This is a genomic window from Neglectibacter sp. CSJ-5 (assembly GCF_032490475.1).
GTDB lineage: Bacteria > Bacillota > Clostridia > Oscillospirales > Acutalibacteraceae > Hominenteromicrobium > Hominenteromicrobium mulieris.
In genome coordinates this window covers 165,031-190,789 of the sequence record NZ_JAVYJC010000005.1, presented here as the reverse complement: position 1 = coordinate 190,789, position 25,759 = coordinate 165,031, and the positions used below count along the sequence as shown (strand labels likewise).

The window sequence follows — 25,759 nt, the reverse complement described above, 5'->3', positions numbered from 1 at the left end:
ATGTTCTGTCTGCGGCTGCGAAAGCGCGTGAAGCATACGCATTTTTCCAAAATCAAGCCCGGCTTTTAAACTGCTGGGGTGAAAGGCCGGTTTGGGTTTTGAAGGCTTTGTAGAATGTGGAATAATCGGAAAAGCCGCACTCGCGGCCGGCTTCTACGGCAGGGATGCCTTCGCGCAGCATACGGCGGGCATGGGTGAGCCGAAGCGCCATGATGTAGGCGTACACGGTGGAATTGGTATATGCTTTAAAGTGTCGGTTTAAGTACGATTTGCTGACGAAGAACTCTGCGGCGATGTCTTCGAGCGTTAAAGGCTCGCTGAAATGCTCCGTGATATAGCGAATGACCTGCGGGATGACCTGTGTTTCATTGCGGTGCGTGGTATCGATAACGCCGTAGGAGCGGAAGATCGTCCACAGGTACAGCTCTACGGCGCCGGCGCAGAACTTAGGGTCGATATCGTTTTTCTGCATATACAAGAGCTTTTTTAAGAGCGCCGTGACGAACACCGTTTCATCGCCGCGAAAAGGCACGCAGTAGCCGTGCTCCCCCACCTTTTGCAGATTTTTTTGCAGGTCACCCGCGGGGCTGTCGATGCTTTGCAGGTACTGCGGGGTGATCCACAGCACCATGCGCTCATAGGCGGCGTGCTCGTTTGCGATGACGGGGCGGTGCATTTTGCCGGCGGGAATGATGAGCAGATCGCCGGGGCAAAGGTCGTAGACCTGATCTTCAATATAATACGTCACGCTGCCGTCCAAAAAGTAATAGAGCTCCAAAAAATCGTGCGCGTGAAACTCCATGGTGCGAAAATAGGGGTCTCGATTGTGCGAAAGCTGAAAATCTTGCCGCAGCATTTCGTCATTTTTACCTGTTTCCACGTTTTTCACCATCTTCCTTTGGAGAAATCATAGCACAGTTTGCGCCGATTTGCAATATATGTGCCGCAATATATCATTTATTTTGCAATTCATCGTGCTATACTTACAGTAGCAGCGGTGGGGAAACTTTGCCTTTTTCTGCCGCCCGAAAGGAGTTTATTCAGATGCGAAACGATCTGTTTTTGAAAAGCGATGTTGCTAAGAATTTATATGACGCGGTGCGCGACCTGCCGATCGTCGACTACCACTGCCATCTCTCGCCGAAGGAGATTTTGGAGGACAGGGAATTCCCGGATATTGCGCAGATCTGGCTGGGCGGCGACCACTACAAGTGGCGTTTGATGCGTGCCTGCGGCGTGCCGGAGGCGCTCATCACAGGCGACGCGGAGCCGCGCGAGAAGTTCCGCGCGTGGGCGGCGTGCCTCGAGACTGCGATGGGCAACCCGCTTTATGTGTGGTCACACATGGAGCTTTCGATGTTTTTCGGCATTGAAGACACACTGACAGCGGAAAGTGCGGACGATATTTTTGACCGCGCGAACGCGTATATCAAGGAACACCACCTCTCCCCGCGCAAACTGATGCTGCAAAGCCATGTGGAGCTTGTGGCGACGACGGACGACCCGGCGGATTCTTTGGAATACCACAAGGAAATTGCGAAGGAGAAGAACTTCCCGGTGCGCGTGGTGCCCTCGTTCCGCACGGACGCGGCGCTGAACATTTGCCGCGCGAACTATCGCGACTACGCCTTGCACCTCGGCGAGGTGTGCGGTTTTAGTGTGGAGACGCTCGACGACCTGAAAACGGCGCTTTCAAAGCGGCTTGATTTCTTCTGCGAGAACGGCTGCCGCGTGAGCGATATCGGCATTGAGGGCTTCCCGAAGGAAGACAAAAGCTGCGATGCCGCGGAGACGTTTAAAAAGGCGCTGAAGGGAAAGACAATCCCGGAAAACGAGTTCCGTAATTTTCTATTTGAAATGTATGTGTATTTGGCGCACGAATACAAGGCGCATAATGTGACGATGCAGCTGCACCTGAACGTAAAGCGTAACGCATGCACGCGGCTGTTTGAGGCCGTGGGTCCGGACGCCGGCGGCGATTGCGTGGGCGACCCGATCCCGGAGCACGAAGTTGCAGCGCTTTTGGACGCGATGGACCGCAGGGATTCGCTGCCGCACACAATCTTATACACGCTGGAGCCTTCGATGTATATGGCGCTTGCGACGACGGCGGGCAGTTTTAAGGGCGTTGTGCCCGGCGCAGCGTGGTGGTTCTGTGACCACAAGCGCGGCATGGAGGAGCAGCTGAACATTATGGCGGAAACCGGCCACCTTGGGCAGTTTACCGGCATGCTGACAGACAGCCGCAGCTTCCTTTCCTATGCGCGCCACGATTATTTCCGCCGTGTGCTATGCAACAGGGTTGCGGAAGAGCTTATGGACGGCACGTTCCTCAGCGAAAAGGCGGCGCTGAAGCTGCTGACCGACCTTTGCGTGGAAAACAGCCGCAAGCTATTCAGCGAATAAAAGTCACGTTATAATAAGGAGGAATTTCCTATGAATATTGTCATTACCGGCGCGGGCGGCGTGCTTTGCAGCGCTTTTTCCCGCGCGCTTGCCGCAGACGGGCACAAAATCGCACTGCTTGACCTCAATTTGGAAGCTGCGGAGCGCGAGGCGGAGGGTATCCGCAAGGCGGGCGGCAAGGCCATTGCCGTGCAGGCGAATGTGCTGGACAAAGAGAGCCTAAAAAAGGCGCATGACGTTGTGCTGGAAAAATTCGGCCCGTGCGAGGTGCTTATCAACGGTGCGGGCGGCAACAACCCGAAAGGCACCACGACGAGCGAGTATTTCAGCAAAGAAGATATGCTGGACGAAAACGCGCGGTCGTTCTTTGACCTTGACCAGGACGGCGTTTCGTTCGTGTTCAACCTGAACTTTCTCGGCACGCTGCTGACGACGCAGGCGTTTGCGACCGACATGCTGGAAACAGGCGGCTGCATTGTGAATATCTCCTCGATGAATGCGTTTACGCCACTGACGAAGATCCCGGCGTACAGCGGTGCCAAGGCAGCGGTCTCGAACTTCACGCAGTGGCTGGCGGTACACTTTGCAAACTGCAACATCCGCGTGAACGCCATTGCGCCGGGCTTCTTTGCAACAAACCAGAACCGCACCTTGCTCTTTAACGAGGACGGCAGCCTGACCCCGCGCAGCCACAAAATCATCTCGCAGACCCCGATGGGCCGCTTCGGCGAGCCGGAGGAGCTGCTCGGCACACTGCGCTTCCTCATCGACAATGACGCGTCCGGTTTTGTGACCGGCATCACAATCCCGGTGGACGGCGGTTTCTCCGCGTACTCCGGCGTATAATCTGACTTTTGGGAGGAATTTTTCATGATCATCGGTGCACAGGGCTTCACCATCCGCGACTATGCGCAGAACGAAGCCGACTTTAGAGAAACGGCGAAAAAGCTGCACGACATCGGCTACAAGACTTTGCAGGTCTCTGCGTTTGGCGACATTGACCCGCATATCATCCGCGAAATTTGCGACGAAAACGAGCTTTCCATCATCATTACGCATACGAACCCGCAGCTCATTTTGGAGAACACCGAAAAGGTGATTGAAAACCACCGCATTTTCGGTACGAACCACGTGGGCATCGGCATGATGCCGCAGAAATACACGGGCTCGCTGGAAGGTATGCGCGCGTTTTTGAAGGATTTCGGCCCCGCTGCCGACAAGCTGCACGACGCGGGCATGAAGCTGCATTACCACAACCACGGCTTTGAATACGAGAAATTTGACGGCAAGTGCCTCATCGACCACATGGCGGAGGAGACCGACCCGGCAAAATGGGGCTTTATTTTGGACGTTTACTGGACGCAGTACGGCGGGCGCTCGCCGCAGGTGCAGATTGAAAAAATGGCGGGACGCATTGACGTCATTCACTTTAAAGACATGAAGATGCACGGCCACGAGCAGCGCTTTGCAGCCGTGATGGACGGCAACATGGACTTTAAGTCCATCATTGAGGCATGCGAAAAGACAGGCATTCAATATGCGATGATCGAACAGGACAACTGCTACGACCGCAGCCCGTTTGACGAGCTGAAGCTGAGCGCCGAAAACCTGCTTCGTGCCGGCTGCACGTTCTAAGGAGGGCATATGACACAGTTTACACTTTCCGCGTTTGCGGACGAAGCCTCGCCGGAGTTTGACCGACAGATTGCGGCGCTGCACCGCAAGCATATTCCGCTGATGGAAATCCGCGGCGTGGACGGCAAGGGCATTTTAGACCTGACGGACGAGGAGCTTGATGTTGTTGAAAAGAAGCTTACAGCGGGCAATATCAGCATTTCCGCCATCGGCTCGCCCATCGGCAAGATCAGCATTGAGGACAATTTTGCACCGCACTTTGAGAAATTCAAGCGCGCCGTGGAGATTGCGAAAAAGCTGCACACCACGCGCATTCGCATGTTCAGCTTCTATATTCCGGAGGGCAAAAATCCGGAGATTTATCACGATACCGTGATCGAGCGAATACAGAAAATGGTGGACTACGGCGAAGCAAATGGCGTACACTGCTGCCACGAGAATGAGAAGGGCATTTACGGCGACACGCTCAAGCGCGTGGAGAAGCTGCACAAAGCCATTCCGGCGCTGCGGTGCGTATTTGACCCCGCAAACTACATTCAGTGCGGCGACGACCCGGCGGTGAACTTTAAGGCGCTCGCACCGATCATCGACTATATGCACATCAAAGACGCGCTGTTCAAGGATGGCAGCGTGGTGCCTGCGGGTGAGGGAGACGGCTCTGTGCCGAGTATTTTAAGAACGTTGGCGGAAACGGGTAAGCCGTACATGCTGACGCTGGAGCCGCATTTGTACGATTTCAGCGGCTTGCAGAATTTGCAGGGTGAGGACGTTCTGCACAAGCGCGTATATAAAGACGCGGACGAAGCGTTTGATGTGGCTTCCGATGCGCTGCACGATATTTTAAAAACCATCGAATAACAGAAAGAGGGTAATTTCATGAGCGAAACAGTAAAGGTCGGCATTGTCGGCATCGGCAACATGGGTTCGGCGCACGCAAAGAGCATTTTCTCCGGCAATATCAAGGGTATGGAGCTTGCCGCCGTGTGCGATATTGCGGAATCGAAGCGCCTTTGGGCGGACGAAAATCTGCCCGGCGTACCGTGCTATGAAGACTACAAGGAAATGATTGACAGCGGCGTGTGTGACACGGTGATCGTGGCGACACCGCATTACTTCCACTCCCCCATTGCGATCTATGCTTTTGAAAAGGGCAAGAACGTGCTGACGGAGAAGCCTGCCGGCGTTTACACAAAGCAGGTGGAGGAAATGAATGCGGCCGCGAAAAAATCCGGCAAGGTGTTCGGCATCATGTACAATCAGCGCACGAACCCGAAGTTCCAGAAAATGCGCGAGATCGTGCAGAGCGGCGAGCTGGGCGAACTGAAGCGCTGCATTTGGATCATTACGAACTGGTACCGCACGCAGGCATACTACGACAGCGGCACGTGGCGTGCGACGTGGGCAGGCGAAGGCGGCGGCGTGCTGCTGAACCAGTGCCCGCATCAGCTTGACTTGTGGCAGTGGATCTTCGGCATGCCGAACCGCGTGATGGGCCACTGCAAGTACGGCCATTGGCACAACATTGAGGTTGAGGACGAAGTGACGGCTTACGCCGAGTACCCGAACGGTGCGACGGGCGCGTTCATCACCACGACGGGTGAGTGCCCGGGCACGAACCGTTTGGAGATTACAGGCGACAAAGGCAAGCTTGTTTGGGAAGAAGGCAAGCTGACCTGGTGGAAGCTCGCCGTGCCGGAGCGCGAATTCTGCGTGACGTGCAAAGAGGGCTTTGCGCAGCCCGAAATGACCGTGACCGAAGTGGAAACGGACAACATTGAGCTTGGGCATAACGGCATTCTGCAGAACTTCACAAACGCTATTCTGTACGGCGAAGAGCTGCTGGCGCCGGGCTATGAGGGCATTAACGGCCTGAATATCTCGAACGCCATTCACCTTTCCGACTGGACGGGCAAGCCGCAGGCTGTGCCGGTGGACGGCGAGCTGTTCCTGAAATATTTAAACGAGCGCAGAGCGACCTCGCACGTGAAGGAAGAGAAAGAAGACAGCGGCAAGATTGCAGACCTTTCCGGCACGTATAACGACCGCTGGAAGGTAAGATAAGCGAGTTGCCGACAACGGCGGTTAAAAGTTTCGTCCACCTTTTCAAAGGTGGTGGTTTCCAAAGGCAACGCCTTTGGTCGAGCTTCGCAGAGCTTGAAATCCTTTTGCCTACACAAAGACTAAGATGAAAAAGCACGCAGATTGAATTTGTCTGCGTGCTTTTGTTTTGAATGTGGGATTTCCGTACAGCTTAAAACTATCCGTGCATAAAACAATATGCAAAAGCGCCGCTTCCGGGATGAACCGAAAGCGGCGCTTTCTATGCGTTAAATCTTACGATTTAAGTTTTGATTAAGCCTTGGTGCGCTCTTCGAGGCCGTTGAGCTCGTCTCTGAGCTCCTGCGGGAGCTTGTCGCCGAACTTCTTGTAGAATTCCTCTACGCCGGCAGCTTCCTTAGCCCACTTAGCGTTATCAACCTTGAGGATGGAAGCGAGCTTCTCCTCATCGAAGTCCTTGAGGCCTTCGATGTTGATGTCTTCCGGCTTCGGAACGTAGCCGATTGCCGTCTCAACAGCGTCAACTTCGTTATCGCAGCGCTTGAGGATCCACTCGAGAACACGGAGGTTGTCACCGAAGCCCGGCCAAATGAAGTGGCCGTCTTCGTCGACACGGAACCAGTTGACGTTGAAGATCTTCGGAGCCTTGTCGCCGAGCATCTCGCCCATTTCGATCCAGTGCTTGAAGTAGTCGCCCATGTTGTAGCCGCAGAACGGGAGCATAGCCATCGGGTCACGACGGACAACGCCGACTGCACCTGCAGCAGCTGCGGTGGTCTCGGAGCCGGTGATGGAACCGATGAAGACACCGTTGTTCCAGCTTCTGGACTGGTAAACCAGCGGAACCGTATCCGGACGGCGACCGCCGAAGACGATAGCGGAGACCGGAACACCCTGCGGGTTCTCAAACTCGCTGGAGAGGCACGGGCAGTTAGCGGTAGGAGCGGTGAAGCGGCTGTTCGGATGAGCCAGCTTGTTGCCGGCAGCAACATACTCGGGGCCGTTTACCTTAGCGCCCTTCCACTCTTCTGCGTTAACCGGCGGGTTCTTGTCGAGGCTCTCCCACCAAACGGTGTTGTCATCGAGGTTACGCGCAACGTTGGTGAAGATGGTGCCCTTCTGGGTGGAGATAAGAGCGTTCGGGTTGGACTTCATGTTCGTGCCGGGAGCGACGCCGAAGAAGCCGTTTTCCGGGTTGATGGCATACAGTCTGCCATCCGGGCCCTTGCGCATCCAAGCGATGTCGTCGCCGACGGTCCAGACCTTGTAGCCCTTTGCACGGTAGCCTTCCGGCGGAATCATCATAGCCAGGTTGGTCTTGCCGCAAGCAGACGGGAATGCAGCGCAAACGTACTTAACCTCGCCCTTCGGGTTCTCAACGCCGAGGATGAGCATGTGCTCTGCCATCCAGCCTTCGTTCTTAGCCTGATAGGAAGCGATACGCAGAGCGAAGCACTTCTTGCCGAGCAGAACGTTGCCGCCGTAAGCGGAGTTTACGGAGATGATGGTGTTGTCTTCCGGGAACTGGCAGATCCAGCGCTTCTCCGGGTCAACGTCGCACTTGCAGTGCAGACCGCGAACCCAGTCGTTGCTGTCGCCGAGAACGTCCATGACCTTCTGACCGACTCTGGTCATGATGGACATGTTGAGAACAACATAGATGGAGTCTGTCAGCTCAACGCCGATCTTAGCGAGCGGGGAACCGACCGGGCCCATGGAGTACGGGATAACGTACATGGTACGGCCCTTGTAGCTGCCACGAGCAATATCGTACAGCATCTTGTATGCTTCCTGCGGCTCTTTCCAATGGTTGGTCGGGCCTGCGTCCTCTTCTTTTCTGGAGCAGATGAGGGTTCTGTCCTCAACACGGGCAACATCATTCGGAGCTGTTCTGTGATAGTAGCAGCCCGGGAGCTTTTCCTGATTCAGCTTGATCATTTCGCCGGACTCAACCGCTTCCTTGCGGAGCTCTTCGAGCTGCTCTTCGGAGCCGTCGATCCAAACAACCTGATCCGGATTGACAAGAGCTTTCATCTCGTCGATCCAAGCAAGAATTGTCTTGTTGTTAGTCATTGTTATTTCTCCTTTCGCCAAAAAGGCAAATAAAATGTAAAATAACCCATTTGTCTTTATTCTACCACAAGTTTTCCGCATAATCAATTACAAAATCATGAATTGCCCCCATCTTTTTTCGATATAGCGGTATTGATTTAGCGCATATCAGAGGAAATTTGCGGAGATTTTTAATAATCGAGCTGTAAAAGCGTTACGCGTCCGTTTCGGCGGGTGGCGTTCATATCGATAAGACGCTGGTTTTCGCTGCCGCGAAAGAGCAGCTCAAGATTGCGCTGCTGTTCGATATACGGCCCGTCCACCAGAACGTCGCACGCGTTTAAAAGCGCGTCCACATCGGGGTTGTGCATAGAAACAAGCTGCTCATATGTCCAGCCGGAATAGACGGTGACGTCTTTGTGCAGGGCGTGCACCTGCTTTGCGAGCGCTAAAAGCGGCTTTGGCTGGCAGAACGGCTCACCGCCCGAAAATGTGATGCCGCGCAGCAGCGGATTTTTTTTGAACATGTCAAAGATGACATCGGTGTCTTCCACCCTGCCGCCCGCAAAATCATGCGTTTGAGGGTTATGGCAGCCGGGACAATGGTGCGGACAGCCCTGTGTGAACACGGTGAGGCGGATGCCGCGCCCGTCCACGATGGAATCGTTCAAGATGCCGGAAATGCGGATTTCCATTTTGCCGTGCCTTACAGGCTGTGCTTTACGCGGTCGTGTTCTTCGGCGCGTTTGGCGTCGTTCCAGCGGTCGGTGGTGCCGACAAGGTAGCCTGTGATGCGGCGGATGCGGTCGAACCCGCGGCCTTCGCCGACGATGATGGTTTTGGTATTTTTCTGCGTTTTGGGTGACATGATAACTGCCTCGATTCTTTTTATAAATACATTTTTACATTCATTTCAATTTTTCTAAAGGCGGCGGATGCCGTCTTTTAGGTGGTTCTTGGGCTGGTTTCGCGCAGCGAAATTGATGATTTTCAATCATCAAAAGCACAAAACCATAGCTGAACGACTTGTCGTTCAGGTTAAACCCATGTGTTGCCGTTTTGCTTTTATGAACTTGCGATGCAAGTTCATTGGGAGACCCCCTAATTGGGTCTCCCACACTTCAACAGTCCACCGGACTGTTGAAGTTCCCGTCCTGATTTTTGGTAGGCAAATAGATTTCGCTTTCTGCAGAAAGCGACTCGGGGCTTCGCCCCAAGACCCCACCGCCTTTGAAAAGGCGGGCGAAACTTTTAATCACCGTTGAGGGTAACTTTGCTCTATCGAATCAAATGCGAATAATTCGGGACGTCGTGGTAGCGTTTTTTCAGCTCCAGAAGCCTTTCGAGCGGAATGCCTTCACCCTCTCTTCTGCCGCACCTCGGGCACACCTCGTCGATGATTCCGTTATACCCGCACACAGGGTCTCTGTCTACGGGGTGGTTGACCGAGCCATAGCCGATGCCCATTTCTTTCATGCAGCGCACGATGCTTTCAAATGCGTCGATGTTTTTGCACGTATCGCCGTCGAGCTCCACGTAGCTGATATGCCCCGCATTCGTGAGCGCGTGAAACGGCGCTTCTCTGCGAATCTTTTCATAGGCGCTGATGGGGTAATACACCGGCACGTGGAACGAGTTTGTGTAATACTCTCTGTCCGTAACGCCGGGAATTTTGCCGTATTTCTTTTGGTCTATGCGCACAAAGCGGCCGGAAAGCCCCTCTGCGGGCGTTGCGAGCAAGGTGAAGTTGAGGCCGGTCTCATGGCTTTTTTCGTCCATTTTCTCCCGCATATGGGAGATGATCTCAAGCCCCAGCTTCCAGCTTTCTTCGCTTTCGCCGTGGTGCTTACCGGTGAGGGCTTTTAAGGTCTCGGCAAGGCCGATGAAGCCGACACTTAAGGTGCCGTGCTTTAAGACTTCGGCAACGGAATCGTTGCGGTCGAGCTTTTCGGAATCGATCCACACGCCCTGCCCCATGAGGAACGGATAATTATACACCTTTTTGCTGCACTGGATTTTGAAGCGGTGCAGAAGCTGTTCTTCCACGAGCGCGATTTTTTCATCGAGCAGCTTATAGAACGTTTTCATATCGCCCTTCGCTTCAATGCCGATGCGCGGCAGGTTGATAGAGGTGAAGCTCAAATTGCCTCTGCCGCAGGTGACTTCCTTTGTATTATCGAATACATTGCCCATGACGCGCGTACGGCAGCCCATGTACGCCACCTCGGTGTTATAATTGCCGGGTTTATAATATTGCAGGTTGAACGGGGCGTCCAAAAAGCTGAAATTCGGGAACAGGCGCTTGGCGGAGCAGCGCAGCGCGTGGCGGAACAGGTCATAGTTCGGGTCGCCCTCGTTGTAGTTGACGCCTTCCTTGACTTTAAAAATTTGAACCGGGAAAATGGGTGTTTCGCCGTCGCCGAGCCCCGCCTCTGTAGCGCGGAGCAGGTTGTGCACGGCCATTCTGCCCTCCGGCGAGGTATCCGTGCCGTAGTTTAAGGAGCTGAACGGTACCTGTGCGCCGGCGCGGGAATTCATGGTGTTTAAATTGTGGACGAGCGCTTCCATGGCCTGATACGTGGTAGCATCCGTCTCTTTGTAGGCGGTTTTTGCGGCGTATTCCGCGGCGGCGCGGGCAGCGTCGCCCGTGATGATCTGGAAGCCGTTTTCTGCTTGATGGCGCGGCAGAAACGCGCGCAGCTTTTCGGCGTAAGCTTCTGCGGTGTGCATTGTGACATCGGTGCCGAGCGCTTCTTTGATGGCAGCCGTCAGCGCGGCGGCATCGGAGGCGCTCATATCAAACCGCACCTCAATATACTGCGCAAGCGCACGAAAATACTGCTTGCGGTATGTTTTCTTCACGCCCTCCGCCATAGCGTAGTCGAAATTCGGCACGCTTTGGCCGCCGTGCATCTCGTTTTGGTTTGCCTGAATGGCGATGCACGCGAGCGCGGCGTAGCTGCGGATGTCGTTCGGCTCCCTCAAATAGCCGTGGCCTGTGGAAAATCCGTCTTGAAACAGCTTTAAAAGGTCAATCTGACAGCATGTTTCGGTGAGGGCGTAAAAGTCTTTATCGTGAATGTGGATGTCGCCGCTCGCGTGTGCTTCGGCAATCTCCGGCGGGATGACATATTTATCGTAAAACGCCTTGGCGCTTTCGGAGCCGTATTTCAGCATGGTGCCCATGGCGGTATCGGCGTTGATATTCGCGTTTTCGCGCTTTAAGTCATCCTCTTCGGACGGGCGGAACGTGAGATTTTCAAAAATCTTCACGAGCTCGTCGTCCATTTCGCGCAGGTGCTCGTGCTCCGTGCGATAATTGATGTAAGCGTTCGCCGTTTTGGCGTAATCGGCGGCAAGAAGCTTTTCCTCCACCACGTTTTGAATTTCCTGCGCCGTGGGTGTACCCGGCAGCTTTTCGAGCGCCGTAAGCACATCTTCGGTCAATTCGTTCAGATCGGCGTCGCTCATACGCTCTGCGGCGATCCTGGTATTGGCCTTAAAAATGGCGCTTTTGATTTTCCGCGCATCGAACGACACCTTGTCCCCGCTGCGCTTGACAATATATCGAATCATACGTTTAACTTCCCTTTCCGTTTCTCCCCTGCGGCAAAGCCTAAGAGCCTTCGCTTTGCGCTTTCTGTACTTTCGATTATAGGCGCTTTTCCTATACATGTCAAGGGCATATTTAGTGTCAAAACCACTATATATAGTATCAGGTTTACATAATAATAACAAAATATACCGCGCGTCATAGAAACGGTTTTCTCCATAACGCGCGGTATAACTTGTGATTTCATGGCGTTTTTTCACGGTTTTTGGGGCACATTTCGGCGCGGTTGCACACCGTCTATACCCGTTTATAAGCCCTATGCACGCCATACGGCGGTTGACAAAATAAAACGCGTTTTTTCACGAAATTTTTTGCCGGTTTTTTAGTTGACGACGGCGCCAAGCAGTCCTGCGAGATACACCGCGCCCTCCAAATCGATCTTTGTTTTCTGCATTTTTGCAAAGCGGATATCGGTGCGCGAAAATTTGGCACGGCGCAGGTCGCATTCTTTCAGCTGCGCATTGCGGAACACGGTCTCCGTAAGGTCGCAGCCGGAAAGATCGGCTTTTTCGAGGTCCGCTTCCGCAAAGCTCGTACCGCGCAGACTGATGCCGGAAAAATCCTGCTTTTTGAGCGGACAATGATCGAGCACACAGTATTCGAGTGTGCCGCCGCGCACGGCCCAGCCGGTGAGGTCTGCGCCCGCAAAGGAGCAGCCCGAGACACGGCAATTCTCAAACGCGGTGACAAACAGGCTTGCGCCTGAAAACGTGCAGTTTTCAAACGAACAGCCGCGCGCCAAAACGTCGTTTAAGCGAGAAAAATCGAATGCGCACGCAGAAAAGCGGCATTTTTCAAGCAAAGCGCCGGAAAACATCGCGCCGCGCAGGTCGCAATTTTCAAACGTATAGCCGCGCAGCTCGGCGTCCGTGAAATCGGTATCGCCGAGCCGCGCGTTTTTATACGTGTTCTGTTCTAAAGAGAACATTACTCTTCTTCCGTCACGGCGATGTGCAGCTCTTTGAGCTGTGCCTCGGTGACTTTGGACGGTGCGTCCATCATGACATCCTGTGCGCTCTTGTTCATCGGGAACGCGATGACCTCGCGGATGGATTCTTCGCCGGAGAGCAGCATAACCATGCGGTCTACGCCCGGGGCGATGCCGGCGTGCGGCGGCGCTCCGTAGCAGAATGCGTTGTACATGGCCGGGAACTTCGCCTTTACGTCGTCTTCGCCGAGGCGTACCATCTCGAACGCCTTGACCATGATCTCCGGGTCATGGTTACGCACAGCACCGGAGGAAAGCTCTACGCCGTTGCAAACGAGGTCGTACTGGTCTGCCAGAATGTCGAGCGGGTCAATCTCGCCGCGCTCGGCCTTAAGCAGCGTTTCCATACCGCCGGAGGGCATGGAGAACGGGTTGTGGCAGAACTCCAGCTCGCCGGATTCCTCGCCGATCTCGTACATGGGGAAATCGACGATCCAGCAGAACTCGTAGCGCTCTTTATCCATGTGGCCCTCGCACGCCGCGCCGAGCATACGACGCATGACGCCTGCGGTCTTCTGGGCCTCCTCACGCTTGCCTGCGGAGAGGAACACGAGCGTATTCGGCTCGAGAGACAGCGCGGATTTGACGGCTTCCACGGTCTTTTCATCCGCATTGATAAACTTTGCGATGCCGCCGGCAATGGCGCCGGATTCATCGACCTTGAACCAGTACGGCTTCTGGCCGGCCTGCACCTCTACGTCTGCGCAGAGCTTATCGACCGCCTTGCGGGCAAGCTTGCAGTTGGAGACTGGGACAGCCTTGACGATGTTGTTTTCAAACGGGCCGAAGCCGCAGTTTTGCAGAATGTCCGTAACATCCTTGACGCGCAGGTCGATGCGCAGGTCCGGCTTATCGGAGCCGAACTCCTCCATGGCCTGACGGTACGGGATGCGGGCAAACGGTGCGGAGGACGCGATGTTATACGTGCCGTACTTTGCAAAAATCGGCGGAAGAACGTCTTCGATGACGGCAAAAACGTCTTCCTGCGAGGCAAACGCCATTTCCATATCCATCTGGTAGAATTCGCCCGGAGAACGGTCGCCGCGCGCATCCTCGTCGCGGAAGCACGGTGCGATCTGGAAGTAGCGGTCAAAGCCCGCGGTCATGAGGAGCTGCTTAAATTGCTGCGGTGCCTGCGGCAGGGCGTAGAACTTGCCCGGGTGCTTACGCGCCGGGACGAGGTAATCGCGCGCGCCCTCCGGCGAAGAAGCCGTGAGGATCGGCGTGGTGATCTCTAAAAAGCCGTGCTCCGTCATAGCGGTGCGCAGAGCGGAAACAACGTTGCAGCGCAGGATGATGTTGGCTTTCACTTCCGGATTACGCAGGTCGAGATAGCGGTATTTTAAACGCTGGCTCTCGTCCGCTTCGCGGGAGTGGTTGATCTCGAACGGCAGCTCGTTATAACGGCAGCGGCCGAGCACGGTGATCTCCGTCGGCGCGATCTCGATGTCGCCGGTGGGGAGCTTCGGGTTTTTGCTGGTGCGCTCGCGCACGATGCCCGTAACGGAAATCGTGGATTCCTTATTGAGGGGCTTTACAATGTTCATCATCTCTTCGTTTTCGATGACGACCTGCGTGGTGCCGTAGAAATCGCGCAGCACCAAAAACGCAAAGTTATTGCCGACTTCGCGGATGTTTTCCATCCAGCCGACCAGTGTGACGGTCTCGCCTGCGTTTGCAAGGCGGAGTTCGCCGCAGGTATGGGTTCTCGATTGTGTCATGATTGATTTCCTCTTTCGTTAGTGTGACCGGTTAAAATGTGATGGGCATGGCGTCTTCCTGTTCGGTGACGGCCGTGATGTACGTATCAACAAAGTCATCGTTGAGGGAGATCTTCTTCTTTTCGCCCGTCTTCATGTTTTTAAGCACGGCTTCGCCGTTTGCGATCTCATCGTCGCCGAGGACGATGCTGTACTGCGCGCCGATTTTGTCGGCGTATTTCATCTGGGCTTTCAGACCGCGTGCACACAGGTCGCAGTCTGCCGCGATGCCGCAGCTGTGCATTTTTTCGGTGAGCTGGAACGCCTTCATCTGCGCCGCTTCGCCCAGAGACGCGATGTAGACCTCGCACTTTGCGTCATTTCCGAAGTCTGCGCCCATCTCGTTCATCGCCATCAGGATGCGGTCAAGACCGAGACCGAAGCCGAGTGCCGGTGTGGGCTTGCCGCCGACTTCCTCCACGAGGCCGTCGTAGCGTCCGCCGCCGCCGAGTGCAAAGCCGAAGCGCTTCGAGGGGAACTCAAACACGGTGCGGGTGTAGTAATCGAGGCCGCGGACGAGGCCGGGATCGATGGAAAACGGAATATTGATAGATTTCAGCAGCGTCTGCACCTTTTCAAAGTGCGCACGGCAGTCGTCGCAGAGATAATCCGTGCTCTTCGGCGCACCTTTGGCAATCTCGCCGCAAACGGGGCTTTTGCAGTCCAGAATACGCATGGGGTTGCGCTCCAAGCGGGAATTGCAGGTCTCGCAGAGCTGATCCTTATAGCCCTCGAAATACGTTCTCAGCGCCTTTCTATACTCTGCGCGGCAGGTGGGGCAGCCGATGGAGTTGATAGAGACCTCAATGTCATCGGCAAGGCCGAGACGATTGAAAATGGACATGGCCATGGCGATGACCTGTGCGTCCGCCGCCGGTTCTGCGGTGCCGAACATCTCCACGCCGAACTGATGCAGCTCGCGCAGACGGCCTGCCTGCGGCTTTTCGTAGCGGTAGCAGGAGGTCTTATAGTAGAGCTTTACCGGGTAACCGCCGTTATACAGGCCGTTTTCCAGCATGGCGCGCACAGCGCCTGCCGTACCCTCCGGGCGCAGCGTAATGGAGCGGCCGCCCTTATCTTCAAACGTGTACATCTGCTTTTCCACCACGTCGGTGGTGTCGCCGACGGAGCGCAGGAAGAGCTCGGTGTGCTCAAACACCGGGGTGCGGATCTCGGAAAAGCCGTTCAGTTCCGCTTCATCCGTCATAACGGCTTCCACAAGCGACCATTTTTCGGATTCACCCGGAATGATATCCACGGTGCCCTTAGGCGCTTTTGTGATCAATTCCATAAAATATCCCTCTCATTCATGAAAAATAAAAAAACCCTTACCCAAAACGGATAAGGGACGAAACAGGTTCGTGGTGCCACCCTTTTTCGGGAGAAAAAGCGAAAGCTTCCCCTCCCCTTTCTTTCCTTAACGCGGAAAACGCACTTTCGTGCGGCTCACGGGTGTCTTTCTCTGCCGGATGCACGCGCCGCTCTCAGCATTTGCGGCGCTCTCTGTTTTGTGCCCCATGGCAGATACTCTTCCCGGTCAATGCCGGTGTATTTTCAAAGCATACGCTTTGGTTTTAAATTTACAGCTTTACAATCTCGCGCCAATCGAGGTCGCCTCGCTCGAGGCCATGGATGAGCACCTCTGCCGTTGCGATGTTCGTCGCCACGGGAATGTTATTCAGGTCGCAGAGACGGAGCAGGTTTTTATCGTGCGGCTCCAGTGCCTGCTTCTGCATGGGGTCGCGGAAGTACAGCAAAAGGTCGATCTCGTTGCAGGAGATACGCGCCGCAATCTGCTGATCGCCGCCCTGTGGGCCGCTTAAAAAGCGGTGGACCGAAAGACCGGTTGCTTCCTCTACAAGCTTACCGGTGGTGCCGGTCGCACAGAGATTATGCCGGCTCAGGATGCCGCAGTAAGCGATGCAGAACTGTACCATAAGCTCTTTTTTTGCGTCATGCGCCGTAAGCGCGATATTCATGAAAATTCCTCCCTGTTTATAATCATTCGGCCCCTATCCCAAATGTCACAACGATAAGGGAACCGAAACACCGTTCATGCGTGCCGCTATGCGGGAAAGCGCCGTCATGCCGGGCAGGTCATCCGCCGGCACGCAGCCACGCTGAAAAGCAGCCGTCATTTGTCTATCTTCGGGTACGATGCCGATGAGCCGCACGCCGCTTTGGTCGATGACGTCATCGAGGTCGCGCAGGCCGCCGGCGTCTTCCCGCCCGGCGGAAAGGCTGCCGAAATATTCGGCGTTAAAGCGATTGATGACGAGCCGCTGCTGCGGTACCTCAAGCTCTGTTAAAAGCCTGCGCACGATGGACGCATCGCGGATACACACGGGGTCCGAGTTGCACACAATAAGCGCGCAGTCCGCCGCCGCTGCCGCCGCGCGGAAGCCACGCCCCACGCCCGCGGGAGAATCAAGGATCACGCGGTCAAAATAGCGCTTTAAAAGCGGAACGAGTCTAAGCATGACGCGTTCCGGCACAAGGTCTTCGCCGCTTGCCGGAGCAGGCATTAAAGACACGCCGGGCATGGTCACGCACGGGTAAATCGCATCCGCAGGCGCGCAGCGCCCTGCCACAACGTCCGAACTGTCGAACACGAGCGCTTCCTCTGTGCCGGTCATACGGTCCAGACTGCGCAGGCCCGCGTCACAATCCAAAAGCAGAACGCGTTCGCCGCCCGCCGCAAACTGAGAAGCCAGCCCAAGCGAAACGGTAGACTTTCCCACGCCGCCTTTTCCCGATGTGACAACAATAGCAGTACCCATAGATAATACCTCATTAAACATAATAACACAAAAATGCACGGTAGTCAAAAGTAAAAATGGCTATACCGCAATTTTATCACAGCGAGACAAAAACACGGCGGCTTTTTTGTCGAAGCAGACAAATATCCTCCCTAAACACGCGTCATTCCGTACCCTCTGTTACCGTGGTTTCTGCGTTTTTTGCCTCCTTTTGGAGCGTTTCGGCAAAATAAGCTTCAAAAACGGCCTTTGCCGTCTCTTTTGCGGCATCGCCCTTGCCGCCGTATTCGATGACGACCGCCACGGCAATCTCCGGGTTCTCGTACGGCGCAAAGCCGATGAACGTCAGGTTATCGGAATGGTCGGCGTTTTCCGCCGTGCCGGTCTTGCCCGCAACGGCAATGCCGAAATCCGAAAAGGTCGAGGCCGCCGTGCCCTCTGTGCACACCTGCCGCATGCCCTCGCGCACGACCTTGAAATATTCGTCTTCGATCTCCGCTTTTAACACGACCTCCGGCTCTGCGGCCTCTTTTTCCACCGCGCGGTCGTAGTCCGTGACTTTATTTAAGAAATGCGTTTTGTAGCGCGTGCCGCCGTTTGCGATCATGGCGCAGTATTCCGCAAGCTCGATCGGCGTGAACATATCGTCGCACTGGCCGATGGCCGCCTGAATGGTGAGGCCGTCATACCAATTTGCGCCGTGGCGCTCCGTATACGTTTTGGGGTCGGACATGATGCCCGCGCTCTCGCTCAATTCACACCCGGTCTTTTCTCCGAGAGCGAACAGCTCTGCATATGTGTGCATTTTGTGGATGGTCAGCATGCGGCCCACGTCAAAGAAAAACGCGTTGCAGGAGTTGCGGATGGCGCCGTACACGTCCACCTCGCCGTGCACGCCGAGGCAGCCCGGTTCGTAATCCGGCGCATAATAGTGGTACGCGCCGTCGCAGTTCACGGGGTGAGAGGTCGGCGTGATGACGCCTTCCTCCAGCGCTGCCAAGGCGACAAGGGGCTTAAAAACGGAGCCCGGCGTAAAGATGCCGTTTAATGCGCGGTTGAAAAGCGGTTGGCTTTCGTCCGCATAAAGCTGCGTCAAATACGCATCGTCCGTATTGTACTTTTCAAGGTCGAAATTCGGGTAGGTCGCGCCGGCAATGATGCCGCCGGTGTTCACGTCCAAGGCGACAACCGCACCGGCCTCGCAGTCTTCGGTCGGCTTCGCTTCAATCTGCTCGGCGAGCGCGTTTACGGCCGCGCGCTGCACATTGCTGTCTATGGTAAGCCACACGGAATCGCCCGCTTCCGGCGGCTCCGTCACGGTGGTGGAGGTCACTTTGCCGGTGGCATCCGTTGTGACGCTCTCTTTGCCGTTTTTGCCGCGCAGGGTGGACTCGAACACGCTCTCAATGCCGCTTTGGCCGACGGTATCCGTATAGGAATAGCCGGAAACGTTTGAGGCGGAATACGTGTTGCCCGCTTCCTCGGCGGCATCGTATTGCTCCTGCGAAATGGCACCCAGCGTGCCGACGATATGCGGGGCCAAATCGCCCTCCGGGTATTCGCGCGTCTGCTCCACCTGCGTTTCAATGCCCGGCAAATCTGCGCTGCGCTCACTTAAGAGCTCCACCGTTTCGATGGAAATGTCTTTTGCGAGCACGAACGGGTTCGTGCGGCTGAAATACGCGCGCTCCATGCCGTAGCGCACGGACGCGATACAGCGGATGTCTTCGGGGCTTGTATAGGCTTCGAGGTCATACCGCTCGATGAGCGATTCCATGCACTCGTCTGCCGTGACGCTCGAGGGTAAGTCTAAGATGTCTTCGCTTTTCAGCGTTTCGATCTCGGCGGTCATTTTGGTTTTAAACTGATATTTGCCCGATTTGATTTCGATGGGAAGGCGATCCGTCCACGGGACGTTCAGCGTTTCGAGCAGCTTTACAGCCTCCAAAACGACGGCATTGCGCGTTTCATTGCTACCGGAAAGACGACTGTATATGGCATTATACACGGAGCGGTTGCCTGCGAGCACGTTTCCGTTACAGTCCAAAATTTCGCCGCGCGTGCCGGTGAGCTTTAAGTACGTCGCGGAGGACTGTACGGCCTCCTCTTCAAACGTGCTGCCCTCTAAAAGCTGCCACTGGGCAAGCCGCCCGATATACAAAAGAAAGACGGCAGCAAGCATAACGCCGCAGAAAATATAGCGGCCGCGTCCTTTTTTCACAGCTGTCGTCTCCCTTCGTTGAAAACTTAAATTTTTTGCAGCTTATGCAGCTTTGACCTGCGCCGCCGTATGGCGCTGCGCACGCGGGGCTTTCGCACCCACGCCTGCAAACCGTAGCACACGGGTATCGTTAAAAGCGTGTAAAAATAGATGGGCAGATACTTTGTGACGAGCGCGTACAGCGTCAGTGAATACCCGGCTGCAACGTACAGCACGAGCCAATCGAGCAAAACGGCGACGGCACAGCTCCACAGACCCATCAATACCGATGTGAAAAGCTGAATTTGAATTCTGGTGCCGCACAGGCCGCTCAGCAAAAAGCACAGCACGCCGAACGTGAGCGCGTGATGCCCGAACACAGCCCCACTGCCGATATCGGCAAGAAACCCGGCGTACATGCCGAACGCCATAGCGGGCGTGCACGCCTCCACCATGGCAACGGTGAGCGCGGCGGAAAGCACCAGAAGTGGTTTTGCGCCCATGATCTGCGGCAGCAGCCCCGGTGTATCCTGTAAGAGGAACAGCAGCAGGATCTCAACCGCATACAAGACATAGCGTATCCATTTTTTGCGGTTCGGCACAGCGGTTCACTCCTTTTATTCATTTCCCTTGCTTGCGGTCTGCGCGGGGTCTTCTTCATCTTTGTTATTCGTCTCCGGCAAGCCGGTTGTAACGTCGCCCTTGCCGTCGAAATCCGTCACGACGAAGACATCCGTCACCTCTGTTACGTCCACGTATGGGGTCAAAATGGCATAGTACGAGGAATCCGCGTTGCTGCGCTCCACACTGTCCACACGCCCGATGAGCAAATCGCCCGGGAACACGCCGCCCGCGCCGCTCGTGGTAATGATGGAGCCCGGCTGCACCTCGGTATCTCTTGTAAGGTACAGCATTTTCACCTTGCCGCTGTTTGCGAACTGGATGTCGCTTGTAACGACGCCGCTTTCCTTGCATGATTTATCCGTGGCGCCGATCTGCGTCTTTTCGGATAAAATCGACCGCACGCGGCTTGACGCGGCGTAGACCTCCTCCACAACACCTACGACGCCCGTTTCCGTGATGACGGCATCGCCGACGGATACGCCCGCAAGGCTGCCGCAGTTGATGGTGAAATCACCGAACACGTCGTTCGGGTCGCGCCCTACGACGCTTCCCGCGGCTAATTGCAGGTCAGGCATGGCTTTTTTGACGGAGAGGATATTTTCATACGAAGCATTCTCGTCTTTTAAGGTGTAGTAATCCACAAGCTGTTCGCGCAGCTTCCGGTTTTCCTCCGAAAGGTCGTTGTACAGCGCTTTAAGCTCCTCTTTGGACATGCCGTCCAAATTTAAAAACTCCTTTGCGCCCTCGGCGGTATTCGTCCCCGCCGTGAGCAGCGGTGCGGATACCGTGCCGAACACGTTTGAGAACACGGATGTTCCGGCGTTTAAGCCGTACACGAGCACGCCGAGCAGAACGACAACCGCGATCATTAAAATTTTAAAATTTTTAGAGGTGAATTTCTCCATGCGCCGCACCTGCCTTTCGATTTTTATTTAAAGTCAAATTCAATTTATTTTTCTGCAGCTTTTACCGCACCGCGCGCGTTTGCGGGGATATGCGCTTTGCCCTCTAATGTGCGGCCTGCGCCCTCGGCTACGCAGTCGAGCGGGCGCTCCGCGACCTGCACGGGCAGGCCCGTCGCTTCATGCAAAAAGCGGTCTAAGCCACGCAGCAGTGCACCGCCGCCCGTGAGCGTGAGACCCATATCCAAAAGATCTGCGGAAAGCTCCGGCGGGGTCCGCTCCAAAACGCGGTGTACGGACTCAAACACAGCTTTCAGCGGCACCAAAAGCGCCTCGCGCACGTCTTCTGCCGTGACGGTAATATTTTTCGGCTGGCCGTCCGCCGCGCTGCGGCCGCGTACCTCCATGGAGACACTGCCGAGTTCCTCAAGCGGGTAAGCGGAGCCAATCTGCAATTTCACGTCCTCCGCAGTGCGTTCGCCGATGAGCACACCGTACTTTTTGCGCAAGTACGAAACGATAGCTGCGTCAAATTTATCGCCTGCCACACGGACGGAATCTGCCACGATGGGGTCGCCGTAGGAGATGACCGCCGTTTCGCTTGTGCCGCCGCCGATGTCCAGAACCATGCTCGCAACCGGCTCGCCCGTGGGCAGCCCTGCGCCGATAGCCGCCGCAACCGGCTCCAAAATGAGCTCCACGCGGCTTGCACCCGCCTGCTTTGCGGCGTCCTCCACCGCGCGGCGCTCCACCTCCGTAACGCCGGAGGGAATGCAGATGACGATGTGCGGGCGCGTGAACGAACCGGCCTTGATGGCCTTGCGCACAAAGTATTTGAGCATGGCTGCCGTCACCTCAAAATCCGCAATGACGCCGTCTTTTAACGGGCGCACCGCCGTGATGGACTCCGGCGTGCGGCCGAGCATTTCTTTGGCTTTTTTGCCGATGGCTAAAACCTCGTCGGAGTTCGCGTCCACCGCCACCACGGACGGCTCGCGCAGCACGATGCCCTCACCGCGCACATAAACGAGCGTGTTGGCCGTGCCGAGGTCGATGCCAATGTCTTTGATAGATGTTGAAAAAAGAGAAAAAAGCGAGGAAAGACCCGCCATGATCGTAGATTGCAGAGAACCCATAGGATAAGACCTCCCGAAACGGGTAAAACTTTGGCAAGCCGCACGTCTTTGCGGCGCACGGTACTCATACTTATTCAGTATAACAAAACAGCGGCGGAGCTTCAACCGAAAAATCGTGAACACCGCCGCAATTTGAAAATTTATTTTGTCCCCGTGCTTCCGAATCCACCCGCACCGCGGTCAGTCTCCGTTAGAGATGTGACCTCCTCAATCACCGGCGCGAAATACGGCATAATAATCATTTGCGCAATGCGCTCGCCCGGCTGCACCGTGTACGGCTCCGCGCTGAGATTGTGCAGGCCGATCTGGATTTCACCGCGGTAATCGCTGTCGATGACACCGACACCGTTCGTGACATGAATGCCCTTTTTGATGCCGAGACCGCTGCGCGTGAAAACGAAGCCCGCCGTGCCCGCGGGGATCTCCGCCGCAAGACCGCTCGGAAATACGCAGCGCTCGCCCGGCTCGATCGTCTGCGGGGCGTCCATACACGCGCACAGGTCATAGCCCGCGCTGCCCGCCGTCGCCTGCTTCGGGATGATCGCACCTTCGCGTACACGCATCAGTTTTAAAACCATATTTTGTTCCATTTTTTGCTCCTTGTCTATATACAGTATCCCAAAAATTCCCGTTTTTCACACTTTTTCCCGGTTTTCCCTCATTGTGGATAACTGTTTCCACAGCGCTGTGGAAAATGAAAAACGGCTTATTTCTGCGGTTTTTTTGAGTTCACAGTCTGTTCAAAAAGAAAGTTCTAAACACTTTCCACCGAGTTTTCCACAATCAAAGCACGCCGCGGAGGAAAAGTCCTCGGGTGCAGTCGGAATGCGGCTTTTCGTGGCGAACGGCAGCGTCTAAAATCGCCTGCGTTTCCACGGCGTTTTCCACAGAGAAGCGCAAAACACCGAAATCGACATTTGAAACAGGGCGGTCAAAGAGCACGAGCGGCACGCTGTTGAAGACCTCGGAATACACGGTTTTACCCTCAAAACGCGTGCAGTGCACGGGAAATTCCACGCCCTTGCGGTCGCGGATTTTGCCCGCATGCTTGCAGTTTAAGCAGCCCTTCGGCGAATTTGCAAGCGGACAGTTACGCGTGAGCATCAGGGGCTGACGGCCGTAGAGCAAAATGCCGCGCGGCAGCTCGCCGCCAAGGCCGCGAATTTCGTCGCCGGTCAGTTCAAAGGAAAGCTCGGTATCGTCTAAGCCGAATTCTTCAAAAAAGCGCAGGCATTCCGTATTGAATACATTGAGCGAAAATCCGCCGTGCGCGGACACACCAAGCTCCTTGCACAGGGCGAGCGCACCGAGATTGCCGCAGTAAAAGTGCGTATCGCCCATGGCTTTGCACGCTTTCATGCGTGCGCGCACCGCGTTTTCGATACCCCACAGCGCGCGCGGCAGGGCAAGAATTACCTTAACACCCGCGTTTTTGCAACGCGTGCGCGTCGTTTCGTCGGCGTCGAGCGGCAGAACGACCGCTTCCAGCATGGAAATATTTTCCGGAACCTGCGCGCAATCTTTGAAGAACGCGCGGAGTTTAGGCCGGCCGCTTCCACCATGTGTACGCGTATCGAGCGGAATATTTTTAAACGGCACTGCGGGCTTTTCGCGGCGCTGTTCGCCGAGCTTTTCCAGCGCTTCACGGCGCAGACCGTTCAAAACGGAAATAGGCAATGTGGTTTTTTCATCGGTGTCGATCTGCACCGCTTCGCACAAATACGGCGTGCCGCCGGTTTTTCTTAACTGCTGCTCCCAGCGTTCGGTGTTGACGGGCAGCTTCTGCGCGATTTCGCATATGCAGTCTTCTGCCGTGACGACAGATTCGTTTTCGCCGTCCGAGACTGTGACGCGCGGATTTTCGCCCGCAAAGGCGCTTAATGTGAATGCCACCGGCACACGCTGCGCTTCGTTTTTATATAAAGTATGCAGCTGCGCGAACACGGCGGAATTTGCGCTTTCCACGTCTTCCTTTGTGCGGGTGCCGAACATGATGCGTCCTCTGTGAGCGGACAGATAGCCGTCCGTAAAGCCGGAGCGCGAGAACACCGCGTTTAAATGTTCGAGCAGGTTTTCCGGCACAGACTCGCCGTCTGCCGCTTTTCGGCACGCCGCGACTGCCGCCGCCACGTATTCCGGCCGCTTCATGCGACCCTCGATCTTTGCGGAACATACGCCGGCGTTATGCAGCGTTTCGATGTGGTCGATGAACGACATGTCCTTTAAACTGAGGTCGTGCCCCGTGCCACCGGGCGCGGCAAACGGCAGACGGCAGGTTTGAGCACAGCGCCCACGGTTGCCGCTGCGGCCGCCGAGCATGGCGCTGAAATAGCACTGGCCGGAAAGCGACATGCACAGCGCACCGTGCACGAAAGCTTCAAGCTCCACATCGGTCTTTTTTGAGACTTCTTCGATTTCTTTCAAAGACATCTCACGCGCCAAAACGACGCGTGACGCACCGAGTTTCTTTAATAAGGCCGCACCGCCGGGCGTGTGCAGGCTCATCTGGGTGGAGGCGTGCAAAGGCATCTCGGGGCAGGCTTCGCGCAGAATATTAAACAGACCCATGTCCTGGATCAAAATGCCGTCTACGGGAACAGAACACAGGAACTTGCAGAAATCGAGCGCTTCGGGAAGTTCGTCATCTTTTAAAAGCGTGTTAACCGTGACGTACACGCGCACATTGCGCTCGCGGGCAAAAAGCACCGCTTCCCGCATTTCTTCACGCGAAAAATTCACCGCCGACGCTCTGGCGGAAAACAGCGAGCCGCCCATGTACACGGCATCCGCACCGGCGAACACCGCCGCTTTCAGGGCCGCGGGATTACCGGCGGGCGCGAGCACCTCAATCTTCTTCGTCTTCACGCGCGGTCTCCTTTACGTCTGCCTTTTCGAAAAAGCTCACAAGCCCCGTTTCATCGCCGTAATCGGGCAGCATGGGGTTGCGCAGGTCGATGGGCGGCAGGTCGAGCGGTTCTGCAGCTGCCGTGTGCGCTGCGTTTTGGGCAGCGGCTTTCGCTTCTTCCGCTTCCTTTTCCGCAGCTTCGGCGCGGTTTTCGGCAAGGCGCAGCTTTTCCTGCAAAACGCCGAGCTTCATTTCCGCTTCGGAAAGGCGGGCCTTCAGGCCGTCCGCACCGACAAATTCCTTTGTCTTTGCGCGCAGGGCATCCGCTTCCTCGCGGGCCTGATTCAAAGCGGCCTCCGTGCGGGAAAGCTCCTCGCTCAGGTTCATGGCCGCAATGACCGCCGCTTTCTCTATGGTCGCGCCGTAGGCGTTGTTTAAAACCTCTTCCATACGCACGCGCACACGCTCTGCGATGGCTTCCGCACCGTCGCGGTCCACATCGCCGGAAACGGTGACGTCCACGCCGCAGATATTCAGTTTGAATCTCGTTTTTTCCATTGCACAGATTCCTTTCCCCGCGCCGATTTTGCGCAGGTTATACTCTGTTCTGCATTATATACCAAAAGCCCCGCCTTGTCAAAAAAAGCGCGCAAGACGGGCGTTTCGGCGGTTTTCTGCAAAATTCGGTACGGATTTTACACAAATATACTTGTAACCCGCTGTTTTCCCCTATATAATGGTATACGGTGTGTGTAAGGTCGAAAAAAGACAGGCGTACCGC

Annotated in this window: 22 protein-coding genes and 1 other annotated feature; of the genes, 5 read left to right on the top strand and 17 right to left on the bottom strand. The window is 55.5% G+C overall.

Features of this window, described 5'->3' with window-relative positions:
- Nucleotides 1-52: 52 nt before the first annotated feature.
- A complete protein-coding gene (locus R2K26_RS11740) occupies nucleotides 53-880 on the bottom strand; it encodes an AraC family transcriptional regulator (protein WP_316521416.1) in 828 nt (275 codons plus the stop codon).
- 164 nt (nucleotides 881-1,044) lie between these two features.
- Here R2K26_RS11740 and uxaC point away from each other — a divergent pair, with 164 nt between their 5' ends.
- From uxaC to R2K26_RS11715, 5 genes are read left to right on the top strand one after another with little or no spacing between them, the layout of a single operon-like run.
- Nucleotides 1,045-2,406: a glucuronate isomerase gene (uxaC, locus tag R2K26_RS11735; RefSeq protein ID WP_316521410.1), complete on the top strand. Its 1,362-nt coding sequence runs from the start codon at nucleotides 1,045-1,047 to the stop codon at nucleotides 2,404-2,406.
- A 30-nt stretch (nucleotides 2,407-2,436) separates the two neighbouring features.
- On the top strand, nucleotides 2,437-3,252 hold the full coding sequence (locus tag R2K26_RS11730; RefSeq protein WP_316521404.1) for an SDR family oxidoreductase: 816 nt from the start codon (nucleotides 2,437-2,439) through the stop codon (nucleotides 3,250-3,252).
- A 24-nt stretch (nucleotides 3,253-3,276) separates the two neighbouring features.
- A complete protein-coding gene (locus R2K26_RS11725) occupies nucleotides 3,277-4,041 on the top strand; it encodes a sugar phosphate isomerase/epimerase (RefSeq protein ID WP_316521402.1) in 765 nt (254 codons plus the stop codon).
- A 9-nt stretch (nucleotides 4,042-4,050) separates the two neighbouring features.
- Nucleotides 4,051-4,899, top strand: coding sequence for a TIM barrel protein (locus R2K26_RS11720; RefSeq protein WP_316521399.1), 849 nt, complete (start codon nucleotides 4,051-4,053; stop codon nucleotides 4,897-4,899).
- An 18-nt stretch (nucleotides 4,900-4,917) separates the two neighbouring features.
- A complete protein-coding gene (locus R2K26_RS11715; RefSeq protein ID WP_308450123.1) occupies nucleotides 4,918-6,102 on the top strand; it encodes a Gfo/Idh/MocA family oxidoreductase in 1,185 nt (394 codons plus the stop codon).
- Between the two features lie 291 nt (nucleotides 6,103-6,393).
- Here R2K26_RS11715 and R2K26_RS11710 read toward each other — a convergent pair whose 3' ends face one another.
- The 16 genes from R2K26_RS11710 to R2K26_RS11635 form a co-directional block, all read right to left on the bottom strand.
- Nucleotides 6,394-8,172 carry a phosphoenolpyruvate carboxykinase (GTP) gene (locus R2K26_RS11710; RefSeq protein ID WP_316521389.1) on the bottom strand — a complete coding sequence of 593 codons (1,779 nt, stop codon included), beginning with the start codon at nucleotides 8,170-8,172 and terminating at the stop codon, nucleotides 6,394-6,396.
- A 170-nt stretch (nucleotides 8,173-8,342) separates the two neighbouring features.
- Nucleotides 8,343-8,846, bottom strand: coding sequence for an anaerobic ribonucleoside-triphosphate reductase activating protein (gene nrdG, locus R2K26_RS11705; protein WP_316521386.1), 504 nt, complete (start codon nucleotides 8,844-8,846; stop codon nucleotides 8,343-8,345).
- Nucleotides 8,847-8,857: 11 nt separating this feature from the next.
- Nucleotides 8,858-9,019, bottom strand: coding sequence for an anaerobic ribonucleoside-triphosphate reductase (gene nrdD / locus R2K26_RS11700; protein WP_176820581.1), 162 nt, complete (start codon nucleotides 9,017-9,019; stop codon nucleotides 8,858-8,860).
- Nucleotides 9,020-9,429: 410 nt separating this feature from the next.
- Nucleotides 9,430-11,727: an anaerobic ribonucleoside triphosphate reductase gene (locus R2K26_RS11695; RefSeq protein ID WP_316521380.1), complete on the bottom strand. Its 2,298-nt coding sequence runs from the start codon at nucleotides 11,725-11,727 to the stop codon at nucleotides 9,430-9,432.
- 359 nt (nucleotides 11,728-12,086) lie between these two features.
- Nucleotides 12,087-12,692 (bottom strand): pentapeptide repeat-containing protein, encoded by a 606-nt coding sequence (locus tag R2K26_RS11690; RefSeq protein WP_308449297.1) that lies wholly within the window; start codon nucleotides 12,690-12,692, stop codon nucleotides 12,087-12,089.
- The gene (gene aspS / locus R2K26_RS11685; RefSeq protein ID WP_316521375.1) at nucleotides 12,692-14,473 is read right to left on the bottom strand and encodes an aspartate--tRNA ligase; all 1,782 of its coding nucleotides are present in this window, start codon (nucleotides 14,471-14,473) and stop codon (nucleotides 12,692-12,694) included. The genes R2K26_RS11690 and aspS overlap by 1 nt, the downstream gene beginning before the upstream one ends.
- Before the next feature lie 31 nt (nucleotides 14,474-14,504).
- Nucleotides 14,505-15,803, bottom strand: coding sequence for a histidine--tRNA ligase (hisS, locus tag R2K26_RS11680; RefSeq protein WP_316521372.1), 1,299 nt, complete (start codon nucleotides 15,801-15,803; stop codon nucleotides 14,505-14,507).
- Between the two features lie 50 nt (nucleotides 15,804-15,853).
- Nucleotides 15,854-16,062: a binding site (T-box leader), on the bottom strand.
- 30 nt (nucleotides 16,063-16,092) lie between these two features.
- Nucleotides 16,093-16,491, bottom strand: coding sequence for a methylglyoxal synthase (locus tag R2K26_RS11675; RefSeq protein ID WP_308449294.1), 399 nt, complete (start codon nucleotides 16,489-16,491; stop codon nucleotides 16,093-16,095).
- Between the two features lie 45 nt (nucleotides 16,492-16,536).
- On the bottom strand, nucleotides 16,537-17,292 hold the full coding sequence (locus tag R2K26_RS11670; protein ID WP_176820587.1) for a P-loop NTPase: 756 nt from the start codon (nucleotides 17,290-17,292) through the stop codon (nucleotides 16,537-16,539).
- A 142-nt stretch (nucleotides 17,293-17,434) separates the two neighbouring features.
- Nucleotides 17,435-19,492, bottom strand: coding sequence for a penicillin-binding transpeptidase domain-containing protein (locus R2K26_RS11665; RefSeq protein WP_316521364.1), 2,058 nt, complete (start codon nucleotides 19,490-19,492; stop codon nucleotides 17,435-17,437).
- A gap of 26 nt (nucleotides 19,493-19,518) precedes the next feature.
- Nucleotides 19,519-20,073, bottom strand: coding sequence for a hypothetical protein (locus R2K26_RS11660; protein WP_316521362.1), 555 nt, complete (start codon nucleotides 20,071-20,073; stop codon nucleotides 19,519-19,521).
- A gap of 15 nt (nucleotides 20,074-20,088) precedes the next feature.
- Nucleotides 20,089-21,000 carry a rod shape-determining protein MreC gene (gene mreC / locus R2K26_RS11655; protein WP_316521360.1) on the bottom strand — a complete coding sequence of 304 codons (912 nt, stop codon included), beginning with the start codon at nucleotides 20,998-21,000 and terminating at the stop codon, nucleotides 20,089-20,091.
- 44 nt (nucleotides 21,001-21,044) lie between these two features.
- Entirely contained in the window at nucleotides 21,045-22,109 is a 1,065-nt protein-coding gene (locus R2K26_RS11650) for a rod shape-determining protein (protein WP_316521568.1), read from the bottom strand.
- A 164-nt stretch (nucleotides 22,110-22,273) separates the two neighbouring features.
- A complete protein-coding gene (gene dut / locus R2K26_RS11645; RefSeq protein ID WP_308449290.1) occupies nucleotides 22,274-22,723 on the bottom strand; it encodes a dUTP diphosphatase in 450 nt (149 codons plus the stop codon).
- A gap of 193 nt (nucleotides 22,724-22,916) precedes the next feature.
- Nucleotides 22,917-24,998 carry a DUF3656 domain-containing protein gene (locus tag R2K26_RS11640; protein ID WP_316521354.1) on the bottom strand — a complete coding sequence of 694 codons (2,082 nt, stop codon included), beginning with the start codon at nucleotides 24,996-24,998 and terminating at the stop codon, nucleotides 22,917-22,919.
- The gene (locus R2K26_RS11635; protein ID WP_316521351.1) at nucleotides 24,979-25,536 is read right to left on the bottom strand and encodes a cell division protein ZapA; all 558 of its coding nucleotides are present in this window, start codon (nucleotides 25,534-25,536) and stop codon (nucleotides 24,979-24,981) included. The genes R2K26_RS11640 and R2K26_RS11635 overlap by 20 nt, the downstream gene beginning before the upstream one ends.
- Between the last annotated feature and the right edge of the window lie 223 nt (nucleotides 25,537-25,759).

Coding starts and splice junctions, on each gene's coding strand:
- uxaC (WP_316521410.1), top strand. CDS start 1,045: ATGCGAAACGATCTGTTTTTGAAAAGCGATGTTGCTAAGAATTTATAT.
- R2K26_RS11730 (WP_316521404.1), top strand. CDS start 2,437: ATGAATATTGTCATTACCGGCGCGGGCGGCGTGCTTTGCAGCGCTTTT.
- R2K26_RS11725 (WP_316521402.1), top strand. CDS start 3,277: ATGATCATCGGTGCACAGGGCTTCACCATCCGCGACTATGCGCAGAAC.
- R2K26_RS11720 (WP_316521399.1), top strand. CDS start 4,051: ATGACACAGTTTACACTTTCCGCGTTTGCGGACGAAGCCTCGCCGGAG.
- R2K26_RS11715 (WP_308450123.1), top strand. CDS start 4,918: ATGAGCGAAACAGTAAAGGTCGGCATTGTCGGCATCGGCAACATGGGT.
- R2K26_RS11710 (WP_316521389.1), bottom strand. CDS start 8,172: ATGACTAACAACAAGACAATTCTTGCTTGGATCGACGAGATGAAAGCT.
- nrdG (WP_316521386.1), bottom strand. CDS start 8,846: ATGGAAATCCGCATTTCCGGCATCTTGAACGATTCCATCGTGGACGGG.
- nrdD (WP_176820581.1), bottom strand. CDS start 9,019: ATGTCACCCAAAACGCAGAAAAATACCAAAACCATCATCGTCGGCGAA.
- R2K26_RS11695 (WP_316521380.1), bottom strand. CDS start 11,727: ATGATTCGATATATTGTCAAGCGCAGCGGGGACAAGGTGTCGTTCGAT.
- R2K26_RS11690 (WP_308449297.1), bottom strand. CDS start 12,692: ATGTTCTCTTTAGAACAGAACACGTATAAAAACGCGCGGCTCGGCGAT.
- aspS (WP_316521375.1), bottom strand. CDS start 14,473: ATGACACAATCGAGAACCCATACCTGCGGCGAACTCCGCCTTGCAAAC.
- hisS (WP_316521372.1), bottom strand. CDS start 15,803: ATGGAATTGATCACAAAAGCGCCTAAGGGCACCGTGGATATCATTCCG.
- R2K26_RS11675 (WP_308449294.1), bottom strand. CDS start 16,491: ATGAATATCGCGCTTACGGCGCATGACGCAAAAAAAGAGCTTATGGTA.
- R2K26_RS11670 (WP_176820587.1), bottom strand. CDS start 17,292: ATGGGTACTGCTATTGTTGTCACATCGGGAAAAGGCGGCGTGGGAAAG.
- mreC (WP_316521360.1), bottom strand. CDS start 21,000: ATGGAGAAATTCACCTCTAAAAATTTTAAAATTTTAATGATCGCGGTT.
- R2K26_RS11650 (WP_316521568.1), bottom strand. CDS start 22,109: ATGGCGGGTCTTTCCTCGCTTTTTTCTCTTTTTTCAACATCTATCAAA.
- dut (WP_308449290.1), bottom strand. CDS start 22,723: ATGGAACAAAATATGGTTTTAAAACTGATGCGTGTACGCGAAGGTGCG.
- R2K26_RS11635 (WP_316521351.1), bottom strand. CDS start 25,536: ATGGAAAAAACGAGATTCAAACTGAATATCTGCGGCGTGGACGTCACC.